We start from the raw sequence: 14537 nt of genomic DNA on the forward strand, positions 1-14537 counted from the left end.
GTTCAAACACCCGTTCGGACGCCGCCCATGTTCATGACCTTCTTCTCAGAGCTGCGCCAGGCCAAGGTGCCGGTGACGCTCAAGGAGTACCTCGTGCTCATGGAGGCGCTCGACAAATCGGTCATCGACCGCTCCGTCGAGGATTTCTACTACCTGTCCCGCGCCACCCTGGTGAAGGACGAGAAGAACCTCGACAAGTTCGACCGCGTCTTCAGCCATGTTTTCAAAGGCCTGGAGATGGTCGGCGATGGCCTGACCTCCGAGATCCCGGCCGAGTGGCTGAAAGCCCTGACCGAGAAGTTCCTCACCGACGAGGAGAAGGCCGCCATCGAGGCCATGGGCGGCTTCGAGGAGCTGATGAAGACGCTGCAGGAGCGCCTGGCCGAACAGAAGAAGCGCCACGAGGGCGGCAACAAGATGATCGGCACCGGCGGCACCTCGCCCTTCGGCGCCAACGGCTACAATCCCGAAGGGGTGCGCATCGGCCAGGACAAGGGCCGCCACGGCCGGGCCGTGAAGGTCTGGGACAAGCGCGAGTACAAGAACCTCGACGACTCTGTCGAACTGGGCACCCGCAACATCAAGATCGCCCTGCGCCGCCTGCGCAAGTTCGCCCGCGAGGGCGCACCGGACGAGCTGGACCTGGACGGCACCATCAAGGGCACCAGCCGCAAGGGCTACCTCGACATCGTCATGCGGCCCGAGCGGCGCAACAAGATCAAGGTGCTGATCTTCTTCGACATCGGCGGCTCGATGGACAGCCACATCAAGCTCTGCGAGGAGTTGTTCAGCGCTGCCCGCACCGAGTTCAAGAATCTCGAATTCTACTACTTCCACAACTGCCTGTACGAGAGCGTCTGGAAGGACAACCGCCGCCGCGCCCAGGAAAAGACCAACACCTGGGACGTGCTCCACAAGTTCCCCAGCGATTACAAGGTCATCTTCGTCGGCGACGCCACCATGAGCCCCTACGAGATCACCTATCCGGGCGGCAGCGTCGAACACTGGAACGAGGAGCCCGGCGCCATCTGGATGGACCGGGTCACCCAGATCTACCACAGCTGCATCTGGCTCAACCCGACGCCCGAGCGCCACTGGGACTACACCCAGTCGATCGGGGTGATGAAGCAGCTGGTCGGCGACCGCATGTTCCCGCTGACCATCGAAGGCCTCGACAAGGCGATGAAGGAGCTGGTGCGGGGGCACTAATCTTCTCCCGCTCCGCGGGAGAAGATGGCCCGCGCAGCGGGCCGGATGAGGGGACCCCGCCCTTGCACCGCCTCCCAAATCCCGCGATGGTCCGCGCCAACCAATTGTAACGGGGGGCTTTTCGCCGTGGACGCAACGACCATCATCATCATTTCCATCGTCGTCGGGGTGCTGGTCGGCGCGGTCGGCGGCTTCGTGCTGTCCAGGGCCCTGTCGATGCAGGGCGCCCTGATGATCGTCTTCACGGCGGTGATTGGCGCGGCCGGCGGCGGTCTCGGCTGGTTCTTCGCCGACCACGACCTGGTTCCCAACCAGAAGTTCGCCCTAGCCCGCAAGCAGGCCGAGACCCTGCCCGAGGTGAAGACGCTGCGGGAGCACTACCCGGCCGACTACGCCAAGATGCAGAACGACATGGAGATGGTGAAGGGCAAGCGGCTTGGCGCCGCCGGCATCGCCCAGCTGGTCCATTCCAACGCCCGCACCGTGCTCAGCCGCGAGATGAAGAAGGCCAGCGACGAGAACCTGATCGCCCTGGTGAAGATCCGCCGCGACAAGGCCGAGGCGCTCGGTAAGGTCTCGCCCGCCTACTGCTACGACTTCACCCGCGGCGCCCGCCTGACCTTCGACCCCGACACCGTGGTCAGCGCCGACCTGGTCAAGCGCGAGCGCGACGCGACCGCCGCCATCCTGGAACAGGTGGCTGTCAATCCGGTCAAGGACGCCGCCGGCGCCAACCTCAACCCCGAGGACGGCGGCAAGCTGGTCGACCTCTGGTACGACGTGCAGATGAAGAACCAGATCGGCGACCAGGCCCTGGCCGGCTTCACCCCCGACGACGCCAAGATCGTCCGGCAGCTGACGGGCCGCAACATCTCGGTCAGTGACGCCAGGCGCCAGGCCCTGCTCTGCCGCTACAACATCGCCCTGCTCGACGAGACTCTGAAACTGCCCCCGGCCAAGGCCGCCACGGTGGCCCGGCTGAACGTCGGCAAGGGGCTTTAGCCAACTGCGCTTCGCCCGGGAGCAACAGCGGCTCCCGGGCGTTGTCCCGCCATGGCAAAGCGGGACCTCAAGACCTACGACAGCATGCGCGACTTCGGCGTCACCGCCGAGCCGAGCAGCCAGTCGGCGGTGCAGCCTTCCAAGGCGCTGCGCTTCGTCATCCAGAAGCACGCCGCCACCCGGCTGCACTATGATCTGCGGCTCGAATGGGAGGGCGCCTTCCTCTCCTGGGCCGTCACCCGCGGCCCCTCGCTCGACCCCGCCGACAAGCGCCTCGCCGTCGAGGTCGAGGACCACCCGCTGGCCTACGGCGACTTCGAGGGGACCATCCCCAAGGGCCAGTACGGCGGCGGAACCGTCATGCTGTGGGACCGCGGCTACTGGGCGCCGGAGCCCGGCTTCGACGTCGCCAAGGGCCTCAAGAAGGGCGAACTGAAGATCGTCTTCGCCGGCGAGCGGGTGAAGGGCGGCTATGTCCTGGTCCGGCTGCGCGGTGACAAGTTTGGACGGGGGAAGCGTAACAACTGGCTGCTGATCAAGCACCGCGACGACTGTGTGAAGGAGGGCGACGGCGAGGGCTTCCTGGAGCGCAACGCCACCTCCATCGCGTCGGGTCGGAGCATGGAGGAGATCGCCGCCGGCAAGGGCAGGCGGCCCACCGCCTTCATGACCCGCAAGGCCCCCAAGGCCGACGCCGTCTGGCGGTCCGACCCCGATCCGGAGGCCAGCGCCGAGACCGCCGCCAAGCAGGCCGGCGCGCCCAAGGCCTCGACGTCCAAACAGAAGGCCAAGGCGTTGAAAACCCTGCCGGACTTCATCGAACCCCAGCTCTGCAAACTGGTCGACCGGCCGCCGCAAGGCGCGACCTTCGGCCATGAGATCAAGTTCGACGGCTATCGCATGCAGATGCGCGTCGAGGGCGGCAAGGCGACCCTGCACACCCGCAAGGGTCTCGACTGGACGGAGAAATTCCAGGCCATCGCCAAGGACGCCACCGCCCTGCCCGACTGCATTATCGACGGCGAGATCTGCGCCCTGGACGATGACGGCTCGCCGAGCTTCGCCGGCCTGCAGGCGGCCCTGTCGGACGGCAAGACCGACAGCCTGATCTTCTTCGCCTTCGACCTGCTGGCCGCCAAAGATGAGGACCTGCGCCCCCTGCCCCTGGCCGATCGCAAGGCCCGGCTACAGACCCTGCTCGGCGAGCGCACGACGCGCCTGCGCTACGTCGAGCATTTCACCCAGGCCGGCGACGCGGTGCTCAGTTCCGCCTGCCGCATGTCCCTGGAAGGCATCATCTCCAAGGACCTCAAGGCGCCCTACCAGTCCGGCCGCTCGGCCAGCTGGACCAAGTCCAAGTGCCGCGCCGGCCATGAGGTGGTCATCGGCGGCTGGACGACGACCGGCCCTGCCTTCCGCTCCCTGATCGCCGGCGTCTATCGGGACGGCAAACTGGTCCATGTCGGCCGCATCGGCACGGGCTTTGGCAAGGACAAGGTCGGCGGCCTGCTGGCGAAGTTGAAGGCCCTGGAGATCGACACATCCCCCTTCAGCGACCGCGAGGCGCCCAGCCGGGGCGGCGGCCGCAAGCAGGGCGAGACCCACTGGGTGAAGCCGCAGCTGGTCGCCGAGATCGAGTACGCCGGCCTGACCGGCGACGGCAATATCCGCCAGGCCGCCTTCAAGGGCCTGCGCGAGGACAAGCCGGCCAGGGAGGTCGAGGCCGAGGTGGCGCCGGCCTCCACCGAACTGGCGCAGCCCAAGCCCGCCGCGGCCAAGACCGTCACCGCCAAGGCGACCAGTTCCGCCGAGGTCCTTGGCGTGCGCCTGTCCAGCGCCGACAAGCCGCTGTGGCCTGATGACGGCGATGGCGCGCCAGTCACCAAGCTGGACCTGGCCCGCTACTACGAGGCCGTCGGCCCCTGGATGATCGACCACATCAAGGGCCGTCCCTGCTCGATCATCCGCACGCCGGAGGGCATCGAGGGCGAGAAGTTCTTCCAGCGCCACCTGATGAAGGGGGCCTCTAACCTGCTGACCGAGGTCACGGTCAGCGGCGACCGCAAGGGCTACCTGCAGATCGACCGGGTGGAGGCCCTGATCGCCGTCGCCCAGACCAGCGCCACCGAGCTCCATCCCTGGAACTGCCAGCCCTTCGAGCCCGACAACCCCGGCCGCCTGGTCTTCGATCTCGATCCCTCGCCGGGCCTGTCCTTCGAGGACGTCATAGACGCCGCCCGCGAGGTTCGCGACCGGCTGGAGGAGTTGGGCCTGGTGAGCTTCTGCAAGACCACCGGCGGCAAGGGGCTGCACGTCGTCACGCCGCTCGCCAAGGTGAAGAACGGCCCCGACTGGGACGCCGCCAAGGCCTTCGCCCGCGAGGTCTGCGCCCGCATGGCCGCCGACGCGCCGGACCGCTACCTGATCAACATGAGCAAGGCCAGGCGCGAGGGCCGCATCTTCCTCGACTACCTGCGCAACGACCGCATGAGCACCGCCGTCGCGCCCCTGTCGCCGAGGGCGCGGCCCGGCGCCCCGGTATCGATGCCGCTGACCTGGACGCAGGTGAAGAAGGGGCTGGATCCGATGAAATACACGATCCGCACGGCCCCGAAGATCGTGCGCGGCATGAGCGCCTGGGAAGACTGGTGCGATAGCGAACGCCCCCTGGCGGCGGCGATCAAGCGACTGGAGCGGGAGACGAAGGCGGCGGGCGAGGCACGGATTGGCGTCTGACCATTGGAGCAGATAATCCGGGGACACTATATAGATTTTCGAACCGCCAAAGCCCGGCCCGGCAGATGCCGATGACGAAAATCTATATAGTGTCCCCGGATTATCTGCCGCCACCGGCGGTGATCAGGCCCGCTTCTTCGCCGGCGCGGTCTTCCCCTTCGCCTCCAGGCTCTTCTTCAGCGCCGCCATCAGGTCGACCACATTGGTATCCTCCGGCTCCACAGCCTTCACCCGGCGGCTCTTACCCTTCCGCTTCTCGGCGATCAGGTCGCGCAGGGCGTCCTCATAGCGGTCGTTGAACTTCGAGGGGTCGAAGGGCCCCTCCTTCTGCTCGATGATCTTCTCGGCGATGGCGACCATCTCCTTGTCGCCCTTGTGGGCCGGGATGTCGTCGAAGTAGTCGCCGGCGTCGCGCACTTCCGTGTTCGAGCGCAGCGACCAGGCGATCAGCCCCTTGCCGCGCGGCTCGATGCCCAGCAGCCGCTCGCGCTGGTGCATGACCAGCCGCGCCAAAGCCACCTTCTTCGTCTTGCCCATGGCGTCGCGGATGACGCTGAACGCATCGAGCGCCAGCTTGCCATCCGGGACCAGGTAGTAGGGATTGTCCCAGTACAGCCGGTCGATGTCCCCGGCGTCGACGAACCGCTCGATGTCGATGGTGCGGGTGCTCTCCAGCCGCACCGCGTCGATCTCGTCCTGGGTGACGACGATGTAGCTGTCCTTCTCGTACTCGTAGCCCTTGACCAGGTCCTTGCGCTCGACAGGCCCCTTGTCGGGGTCGGTCGGGATCATCCGGATGCGGTTGTGGGTGTCCTTGTGCAGCAGGTTGAAGTGCACCTCGCCGCTGGCCTGGGTCGCCGTGTAGAGGGCGACCGGACAGGTGACGAGCGACAGGCGCAGGTGGCCTTGCCAGGTGGGGCGGGCGGGCATGGCGGGTCTCCGGTTCGCGGAGTCCAACGCCCGCCCGTCTCTGGGGTTGCGGTCAGTACTTGGCCCGCAGGGTCAGGCTGACGGTGCGGTCCTCGCCCGGCGTGCCGACGATCAGGCCGCTGTTGCCCGAGACGACGGTGATGTTCTGCACATACTCCTCGTCGAAGGCGTTCCGGACCAGCAGGAAGGCTTCCCAGCCGCTGTCCGACTTGAAGCCGGCGCGCAGGTTGACCAGTTCATAGGCCGGCAGCCGGGCGTACTTCGACACCGCCGAGTCGGCGAAGTAGGCCGAGCGGAAGTTGGCGTCGACGCCGAGGTAGGCCTCGCCGACGAACTTGCCGACCGTCAGCTCCTGCCGGTATTCGCCGCCGAACGCCCCGGCCCACTTCGACACGCCCGGCAGTTCCTTGCCCGACAGGTCGCAGGCCGCCGTCGCCGTGCCGATCCGCTCCAGCGGGCAGGGCCCGTTCTCGAAGCTGTCGTACTGGGCGTCGGTGTAGGCGAGGTTGCCGTAGAAGGTGAAGCCGCCGATCGACCGGGTGGTCAGGTCCAGTTCGACCCCGTTCAAGGTCACCTTCTCGGCGTTGGCCAGGTAGCCGCGCAGGGCGCCGGGGCCGGTGTCGACGACGTTGGCCTGGAAGTTCTCCACGTCGGTGGCGAACACCGCGGCGTTGAGCACGATCAGCTCGTCGAACAGCTGGGTCTTGATGCCGGCCTCGTAGGTCGTCACCTCCTCGGGCTTGACCACGGCGCTGACCAGCGACGGCGTTCCGGCCGCCGTGTTGGGGATGCCGGCCATGTTGATGCCGCCCGACTTGAAGCCCTGTGACCAGGTTCCATAGAGGTGGATCTTGTCGGTGAGGTCATAGGACACCGCGATCTGGCCCGACCACGACCCGTCGCTGGTGTCGGCCGCATAGGCCTGCGGCCGGGCGATGCCGAGGCGGCGGTTGATCAGCACCGGATCGGCCGTCACCAGCCCGCCGGAGGTGGTGGCGATGTATTCGCCCTCCTTCTCTTCCTTGGTGTAGCGGATGCCCGGGGTGATGCGCAGCTTGTCGGTGATGTTCCAGGTCAGCTGGCCGAAGGCGGCATAGCTGGTGGTGTCGATGGTCGAGTCGTTGAACACCTTGTAGCCGTCCAGCAGGGCCGGCGGCGTCACCGTGCCGGGCAGCAGCCAGTAGGTGGCGTCGGCGCCGTACTCGGTGATCCCGTGGGTGGTGATGTTCTGGTCGTAATAGTAGAGGCCCGCGGTCCAATCGATGGTGTTGGACCCGTTCGAGCTCAGCCGGATCTCCAGGCTGTCCTGCTTCTGGTGCGAGGGGTTGGCCGACTGGCGGGTGACGTCGAGCGCGGTGTAGTCGCGGTCGTTGCGCGGTTCCCAGTCCCACTCGCGGTGGGCGCCGATGGCGGTCAGGGTGGCGAAGCCAAAGTCATAGTCGGCGGTCAGGGCCAGGCCGCTGAGCCATTGGTCGGCCTGGATGTCGCCGTCGACGTCAGCCTTGCGGTCGAAGATGTTGGTGCTGGCCGGCGCATAGCCCTTGCCGGCGGCCAGGGCGGCGTACTGCTGGTTGGCCGGCTTCAAGGTCGTCCCGACCTTGTAGAACAGCTGGGTGCAGCATTCCGGCTGCTGGGCCGTGTAGTCGGCGGCGAAGCGCAGCAGCAGCTTGTCGGTCGCCTGCCAGTACAGCTGGCCGCGGACGGTCTCGCTCTCGCGGGCGTTCTGGTCCTTCTTCTGGACAGGGTTGTAGACGTCGCCGTCGCGATAGGTGGCCACCGCCGACAGCCGGAAGGCCAGCACGTCCTTGACGATGGGGGCGCTGACCGTGCCCTTGAACTGCTTGAAATCGTAGCTGCCGAAGCTGGCTTCGACCCGCGCCTCGAGCGCGTCCAGCGAGGCGTCCTGGGTGACGATGTTCAGGGCGCCGGCCGTGGTGTTCTTGCCAAACAGCGTGCCCTGCGGCCCGCGCAGCACCTCGACCCGCTCGATGTCGATGAAGTCCGACAGCGCGGCGCCCGGCCGCGAGTTGTAGACTCCGTCGATATAGATGCCGACGCCCTGCTCCAGCCCATCGTTGGCCAGGCCATAGGAGGCGCCGAGCCCACGGATGGTCAGGGCCGTGTTGCGACCGTTGGGCGACAGCACCTGCAGGGTCGGCACCAGCTGGGTCAGCTGGCTGACATTGCCCACCCCGGCCTGCTCCAGCTTGACGCCGCTGGTCACCTGCAGGGCGATCGGCACGGCCTGGGCGCTTTCCTCGCGACGGCGGGCGGTGACGATCAGTCCATCGACCGTGCTGTCGTCTGGCGCTTCGGCGACGGCAGCGGCGTCCTCGACCGCCTTCTCGTCGGCGGCGAAGGCCGCGGGTCCGGCCATCAGGCAGGCGGCGCCGGTCAGCAGCAGAAGTTTACGCGACAGGCGATTGCGAACGGCCATGGCCAGTATCCCCAACCGTGCGCGCCGCCCCCATGGCTTCGCGTTCGGTGTGGGACTGTTATTATTCCTACTACATCGATGGGTATTAAGCAGTTTTTCTAAAGGCGCCTTTATCATGCCCACGCGGGCGGGCGTTTAGGGGCGATCCGGGACACCGACCGCTCGGGGGGTGAGCGGGACGGAAGGACCGCCGCCAGGACGCCCGCCCGCGCGGGCACAGTCGGCGGATGGCTACAGCAGCCACCCTCCGACTCCGGCCGGCTCGGCGCCGGTCAGCACCACGCCACCGGTCGCATCGCCGGTGATCTTGACCTGCAGGTCGATCTTCCTGTCGCCGTCCACGTCCAGCCGCAGCAGGGTGGTGTCCGAGGCCGCCACATAGGTCAGCGTCGCCTGCCCGGCATGGCCGGTGAAGGCGGAGACGAAGGCGAAGGCCTGGTCGCCGGCCAGCGCCGCATCGGCGTCGATGCCCGACAGGTCGATCCCGTCACCCTCCGCGAACGACAGGTCGAGAATCTGGTCGGTGTCCGTCGCGCCGCCCAGGCCGCTGGCGTGGATGGCGTCGTCGAGGAAAAGGAAGCTGTCCGCCCCCGCGCCGCCGCTCAGGCGATCGCCGCCCGTCCCGCCGTCCAACCGGTCGTCGCCGTCGCCGCCCAGCAGGCTGTCCGCCCCGCCGAGGCCCGACAGCAGGTTGCCGCCGGCGTTGCCGGTCAGGGTGTTGGCCTGGGCATTGCCGGTCCCGTCCAGGTCGGCCGCGCCGGCCAGGAACAGCTGCTCGACGTGGTCGCCAAGGGCGTAGTCGGCGCTGGCCCAGACCTTGTCGATTCCGCCGGTCGCGGTCTCGACGATCTCATCGCCCGTGGCGTCGACCCAGTAGGTGTCGTAGCCGTCGCCACCCATCAGGACATCGTCGCCGCTTCCGCCATCGAGCAGGTCATTGCCCGCGCCCCCCTCCAGGATGTCGGCCCCGTCCGCGCCGTTCAGCGTGTCGGCGCCGTCCAGGCCGAAGAGGTGGTTGGCCCCGGCGTTGCCGTCGATCACGTTGTTGAGGGCAGTTCCCGTCCCATCGATGTCGGCGAGGCCGATCAGCGTCAGGTTCTCCAGTCCGATGCTCAGGGCAAAGCTGGCCAGGGACTGGACGGTGTCCGTGCCGCCGACCACGGCCTCGACGACGACGTCCCCGGGATCGTCGACATGGTAGGTGTCGTTGCCCGCCCCGCCGATCATGAGGTCGGCGTCGGCCCCGCCGTCCAGCACGTCGTTGCCCGCCCCGCCCTCCAGCCGGTCAATGCCGCCGCCACCGGTCAGGATGTCGTTGCCCGAGCCGCCCAGCAGCAGGTCGTCGCCGCCCCGGCCGCTCAGGGCGTTGGCGGCGGCGTTGCCCGTGATCGTATTGGCCGAACCGTTGCCGTTCCCGATGAGCGCCCCGGTCTGCAGCACCAGGTTCTCGATCTCGCCGCTGATCGTGTAGTCGCAGCAGCTGTAGACCGTATCGAACCCCTCCCCGGACAGTTCGACCAGCAGGTCGCCCGGGTTCTCGACGTAGTAGACGTCGTTCCCCGTCCCGCCTTCCATCGTGTCGACCCCGACTCCGCCGATCAGCCGGTCGGCGCCGCCCAGGCCATACAGGTGGTCGTCCGCCGCCCCGCCGGTGATCTGGTTGTCCAGGCTATTGCCGGTCAGGCTCTGGGCCCGCGCCGAGGTTCCGACAAGGCGTTCGACATTGGCCGTCAGGATGTAGCTCGACCGCGCCGTCTCGACCGTATCGGTCCCGCCGCCCACCAGTTCCACCACCAGATCGCCGGCATTGTCGACCACATAGGTGTCATTGCCCGCCCCACCGGTCAGGCCGTCGGCCCCGGCGCCGCCGTCGATGCGATCGTCGCCGCCCGCGCCCTTCAGGTTATCGGCGCCGGCCCCGCCGATCATGGTGTCGGCGAAATCCGTGCCCCAGAAGTCGTCAGCATCGCGGCTTCCCGCCAGAGTCACGCCCGCGTCCCGCGGATCGACGATCGCGGTCCGGACCAGCGCTCGGTCATCGTCAGTGGCTGAGACCACGACCCGCCCATCGGCGAGCATGGCCAGCGACGGCGCCACCAGTCGGCGGTCAAGCCCGGATTCGCCCCGCAGCACCTCCAACGGGCTGTCCAGCGCCTGGCCGTCGGCGTCGAACCGCTGCAGCCACACATGGCCGACAGCCTCACCGTCGAAGGTGGTCGAGGCCACGACGAAACCGCCGTCCGGCAGACCCAGCACATCCAGGAAGGTTCCGAAGATGACTCCGCCGATGATGGCGGGCCCGACCGTGATGGCGGCGCCCACCGTCCCGCCATCGGCGTCGTAGCGCTGGGCGTAGGCGACGCCGGAGGTGATCCAGGTCAGCACGAAGCCGCCGTCCTCCAGCGCCGCGGCCTGCGGGGCAAAGTTGCCGGTGGCGCCGATCTCCGGCAGGGCCAGCTCAGCGGTGCGCGGCGTGCCGTCGGCCTCGAAGACCCTGGCCTGGGCGCCGAGGTTGGAATCCCGCCAGACCATGGCGAAGCCGCCGTCCGCCAACACCGCGATCGAAGGCGTAAGCTGCACGCCGGGAATGGTCTCGTTGGCCCGGGCCGGCTGGGTCGCTTCCGAGCCGTCGGCCTCGAAGATCTGGAAATAGATATTGCTCGAGGTCGGGTCGTCGGCGGTGATCGTCGCCTGCCAGGCCACAAGCAGGCGCCCGCCATCGAGCGGCTTGGCGTCGACGAACTGGCCGCCCAGGGAAAAGGGGAAGCTGATGTCCTGGATGACCTGGCCGTCGTCGCCGATCAGCAGGATGTGGTTCAGGCCCGCGCTGGCGTCCGCCAGGAAGACGACGGGCCGCCCGTCGCCGTTCAGCGTCACCACCGGCGGGCGGGCGCCGGCCATGATCAGCGTCGTATCGCCCGCCGCCACGCCGCCGCTGGCGTCGAAGCGGCGCCACAGCACGCCGGCGCCGGCATAGGCCATGGCGTAGCCGCCGGTCGGCAGGGCGCCGACGGTCTGGTCGCCGCCGGCGAAGGTGGTCTGGGCGGACCAGAGGGTCAGGGCAGGCATCGGATCGTTCTCCAGAAGCGATCCGTCCCAATGACCCCACATTGTGGCCCCGTGAACTGTAGAAAACTGCTAGTCTACCCGAAGTGAGGGGGGCCTTACGCTCATGACCGCCGCCGAAAGTTGGCAGACCACCAGCGTTCTGACGCCGCAGCGCATCGCCGCCGCCCGCGCCCACCCTCGGTTCCGCGACGCCGTCCTTGCTCTGGCCCGCACCAGCGTCGCCACCTACAGCGGCCACCCCCTGCTCAACATCGTCGCCTCCGACCGAGGCCGGTTCGTCGTCGCCATGCTGATCGCCCGGCTGCACCAGGAGGGCCGGCTGACCCCCGCCAACCTCAAGCAGCTGGCGGCGCGACAGGGCTTCGCCAGCCCCGGGCGCACCGCCGCCCTGATCGCCCTGATGCGCTGGGCCGGTTACCTCGCCACCGAAGGCGACGAGCGCCGCCTGAGCCCGACCCCGAAGTTCTTCGCCGCCCACCACCAGCGCACCACCGGCGAACTGGCCGCCGTCGGCCACGTCAGCGAGGCGGCCCGCAGCGTCAGCCAGCGGCTCGCCGCCGACGACGCCCTGCTCACTCGCTTCCTGGGCGCCCTCTGCCGGCAGTTCGACAGCGGAGAGCGGCTGATCGACCACGCGCCGCAACTGGAATTCAGCATCGAGCGGGTCGGCGGTTTCCTGCTGCTCAACGACCTGATGCTGCGCGCCCGCGAGACGTCCGCGCCGCTGGAGGTTTCGATTTCCGGGTACGCCCGCCGCTTCGCCATCTCCCGGCCGCAGGTGCATCTGGTCCTCCGCCAGGCGGCGGAGCACGGCCTGATCGAACGCCTCGGCGGCCAGGTGCGCGTCCTGCCGGCCCTGCTTCGCGCGCTGGACGACTTCTTCTCGGCGGTGATCGTCGCCAACAGCCTGGCCGCCGAAGAAGCGCTCGGCGTTTAGAACGGCTGTTTTATCGCCCTTGCCTAATTCCGCGCCGGCCGTAATGCTCCGCTTCCTGTACGGAAGGGTGGGTAGACGTGAGTCAGATCGAAAACGGGGCGCCGGAGGCGACCGGCGAGGCGGAGGCGGCCACCAAACAGCTGGTCTTCAACGCCGCCGAGCGATTGTTCGCCCTCCACGGTTTCCAGAACGTCTCGGTGCGCGACATCACCGCCGAGGCCGGGGTCAACCTGGCCTCCGTGAACTACCATTTCGGGTCCAAGGACAGCCTGCTGTTCGAGATCTTCCGCCGCCGCACCACCGAGCTGAACCGCGAACGGGCCCGGATGCTGCACGAGGTCACCGACGCCCATGCCGGCAGCCCGCCGGTGCGCGAGATCCTCACCGCCCTGATCGCCCCGCCCCTGCGCTGGCTGGACCCGGCCAACGACCGCCGCATCTCCCTGCAGTTCCTGATCCGCGCCCGCAGCGAGGGGGCCGCCGAGATCAAGGAGGTGCTGTCGACCGACGTCTCTCACCTGAAGCGCTTCAGCGACGCCCTGCTCAACGCCCGGCCGGACCTGGCGCCGGAGGAGGTCTACTGGCGGCTGCACTTCGTGCTCGGCATGATCCACCAGAACCGCTTCATGGAGATCGACCGCCTGCACGTGCTGTCGGAAGGCCTGACGCGCGAGGACGACATCCCCGCCCTGCAACGCCGTATGGTCGACTTCGCGGCGGCGGGATTCGAGGGCTGACCCCCGGTCAGTGCGTCGTCGAGGTTTCGGCGAACACCCCGTCGCGCAGCTCGGCCGGGATCGACAGATAGACCGTCGGCGGCTTGATCCCCAGCCGCGCCCGCGCCGCCTCCAGATCTTCGGCGAACAGGGCCGGATAGTCGACTTCCGGCAGCCAGGCGGCCGCCTTGCCGTTGTTCCAGGCCTGGCGGATGGCGGCGCGATAGGGCTGGCCGTTCCTGGCCTTGCCGAACTTGTCGCCCGCCGCGATGGCGATCACCGCAAAGCCCAGGCTCCGCGTCTGCTGATACGAGAACGCCACCAGGCAGGCCTCGCCCAGCGCGTCGGTGCGATAGCCGCTCAGCACATGCCAGATGTCGTGCACGTCGCGCAGCCGCCGGCCGTACCAGGTCAGCGGATGGGCAGCCTCGACCTGGCTGTCAGCCGTCTGCTCGCTGATCTCCTTCAAGCCATCGGCGGTGAAGCCGCGCTCGTCCATATGGGCCAGGTAGGCGGCGCCGACCGTGCCGGGCGCGAAGCTCTCCAGCCAGGCGCGGTCCATCAGCCGGTCGTTGAGTTCGTCCCGCTCATAGGCGATCCGCCCGCCCTGCGGCGTCTTCAGGAGCCGCGCATAACCGTTGGGCAGCGCCTTGCCGGCCAGGGCCCGCATCAGGTCGAACACCGCGGCGGTGTCCTCCTTGTCGGCCATCAGCCGGCTGACGGCCTTGAAGGCGCGGATCGGCTGCAGCCGCATGGTCTCGCCCTTGCGGAACTCGACTTCGGGGCGTTTGGCGGCGACGATGGAGGGGCTCATGGCGTTCATGTGTCGAATCCCGGGGGAGGAAGGTTTCGGCAGTGGTCGCGCCATTTCATATGTTAACAGTGATTAGATGGCAAGGGGGCCAAAATGCCGCGCCTGCAAAAACGCTCGGTGTCACTCACCGGCCACGCCACCTCCCTGGCCCTGGAGCCGGAGTTCTGGGCCGTGCTCGACACGGCGGCGGCTGAGGACGGGGTCAGCACGGCGGCGCTGATCGTGCGCATCGACGCCGGCCGCGGCGAGCGGCCGCTGGCCTCCGCCTGCCGGGTGTTCGCCCTCAGCCGGGCCGCGCGGGGCTAGGCACGGGCAGCGGTTCGGGGTTCGGCGCCGCCGGCAGCTTCGGGGTCCTGGGCAGCTGCACATCGATGTCGGCCCGGTTCGGCAGGCTCGGCGTATTGCCGCTCCACACCGCCCAGCCGATCAGCAGGGCGAGGATGAACACCACCCCGAACAGAAACGTCGTGAACCTCCCTGCCCCGTGATGTGACCTGACATGGGCCATGGCGTGGTCTCCTTGTGCAGGGAGAAAACGGTTTGAGCCGAACGGCGTTCCGCTGGCGCCCTACCCCAAGCTCCGATCACCCCGACGAACGTCGGGGCCCAGCTGGCAAGCCGTGCAAGGCTTTGGCTCTGATCAGCGCTGCCCCCAGCTCCGCCGGCGGACACTGGGCCCCGACTTTC

At 68.2% G+C, this 14537-nt stretch carries 11 protein-coding genes; 6 read left to right on the forward strand and 5 right to left on the reverse strand.

Annotated features, from left to right (window positions below):
- The first annotated feature begins 27 nt into the window (after nucleotides 1-27).
- The 3 genes from AC1RSK_RS06865 (at nucleotide 28) to ligD (ending at nucleotide 4947) form a co-directional block, all read left to right on the forward strand.
- Complete coding sequence (locus AC1RSK_RS06865) at nucleotides 28-1209, forward strand: vWA domain-containing protein (protein ID WP_492906754.1); 1182 nt, start codon at nucleotides 28-30, stop codon at nucleotides 1207-1209.
- Nucleotides 1210-1335: 126 nt separating this feature from the next.
- Entirely contained in the window at nucleotides 1336-2211 is an 876-nt protein-coding gene (locus AC1RSK_RS06870) for a hypothetical protein (protein WP_492906755.1), read from the forward strand.
- 51 nt (nucleotides 2212-2262) lie between these two features.
- Nucleotides 2263-4947, forward strand: a complete 2685-nt coding sequence (gene ligD / locus AC1RSK_RS06875) for a DNA ligase D (RefSeq protein ID WP_492906756.1) — start codon at nucleotides 2263-2265, stop codon at nucleotides 4945-4947.
- A gap of 123 nt (nucleotides 4948-5070) precedes the next feature.
- On the opposite strand, the gene ku is transcribed toward ligD, so the two are convergent.
- The 3 genes from ku to AC1RSK_RS06890 all read right to left on the reverse strand — a co-directional run bounded on the left by ku (nucleotide 5071) and on the right by AC1RSK_RS06890 (nucleotide 11383).
- On the reverse strand, nucleotides 5071-5877 hold the full coding sequence (ku, locus tag AC1RSK_RS06880) for a non-homologous end joining protein Ku (protein ID WP_492906757.1): 807 nt from the start codon (nucleotides 5875-5877) through the stop codon (nucleotides 5071-5073).
- Between the two features lie 52 nt (nucleotides 5878-5929).
- A complete protein-coding gene (locus AC1RSK_RS06885) occupies nucleotides 5930-8314 on the reverse strand; it encodes a TonB-dependent receptor (RefSeq protein ID WP_492906758.1) in 2385 nt (794 codons plus the stop codon).
- 231 nt (nucleotides 8315-8545) lie between these two features.
- Nucleotides 8546-11383, reverse strand: coding sequence for a calcium-binding protein (locus AC1RSK_RS06890; RefSeq protein ID WP_492906759.1), 2838 nt, complete (start codon nucleotides 11381-11383; stop codon nucleotides 8546-8548).
- Between the two features lie 103 nt (nucleotides 11384-11486).
- Here AC1RSK_RS06890 and AC1RSK_RS06895 point away from each other — a divergent pair, with 103 nt between their 5' ends.
- Together AC1RSK_RS06895 and AC1RSK_RS06900 are read left to right on the forward strand one after the other, a co-directional pair.
- The gene (locus tag AC1RSK_RS06895; RefSeq protein WP_492906760.1) at nucleotides 11487-12320 is read left to right on the forward strand and encodes a hypothetical protein; all 834 of its coding nucleotides are present in this window, start codon (nucleotides 11487-11489) and stop codon (nucleotides 12318-12320) included.
- Nucleotides 12321-12397: 77 nt separating this feature from the next.
- The gene (locus tag AC1RSK_RS06900; protein WP_492906761.1) at nucleotides 12398-13057 is read left to right on the forward strand and encodes a TetR/AcrR family transcriptional regulator; all 660 of its coding nucleotides are present in this window, start codon (nucleotides 12398-12400) and stop codon (nucleotides 13055-13057) included.
- A 7-nt stretch (nucleotides 13058-13064) separates the two neighbouring features.
- On the opposite strand, the gene AC1RSK_RS06905 is transcribed toward AC1RSK_RS06900, so the two are convergent.
- Entirely contained in the window at nucleotides 13065-13859 is a 795-nt protein-coding gene (locus AC1RSK_RS06905) for a Coq4 family protein (protein ID WP_492906762.1), read from the reverse strand.
- Nucleotides 13860-13943: 84 nt separating this feature from the next.
- Between AC1RSK_RS06905 and AC1RSK_RS06910 the strand changes: the two genes are divergently transcribed.
- Complete coding sequence (locus AC1RSK_RS06910) at nucleotides 13944-14156, forward strand: ribbon-helix-helix domain-containing protein (protein WP_492906763.1); 213 nt, start codon at nucleotides 13944-13946, stop codon at nucleotides 14154-14156.
- Here AC1RSK_RS06910 and AC1RSK_RS06915 read toward each other — a convergent pair.
- Complete coding sequence (locus AC1RSK_RS06915) at nucleotides 14134-14358, reverse strand: hypothetical protein (RefSeq protein WP_492906764.1); 225 nt, start codon at nucleotides 14356-14358, stop codon at nucleotides 14134-14136. The two genes, AC1RSK_RS06910 and AC1RSK_RS06915, sit on opposite strands and share 23 nt — an antisense overlap.
- Nucleotides 14359-14537: the final 179 nt, after the last annotated feature.

This window comes from Caulobacter sp. GW821-FHT11A05, assembly GCF_058809015.1.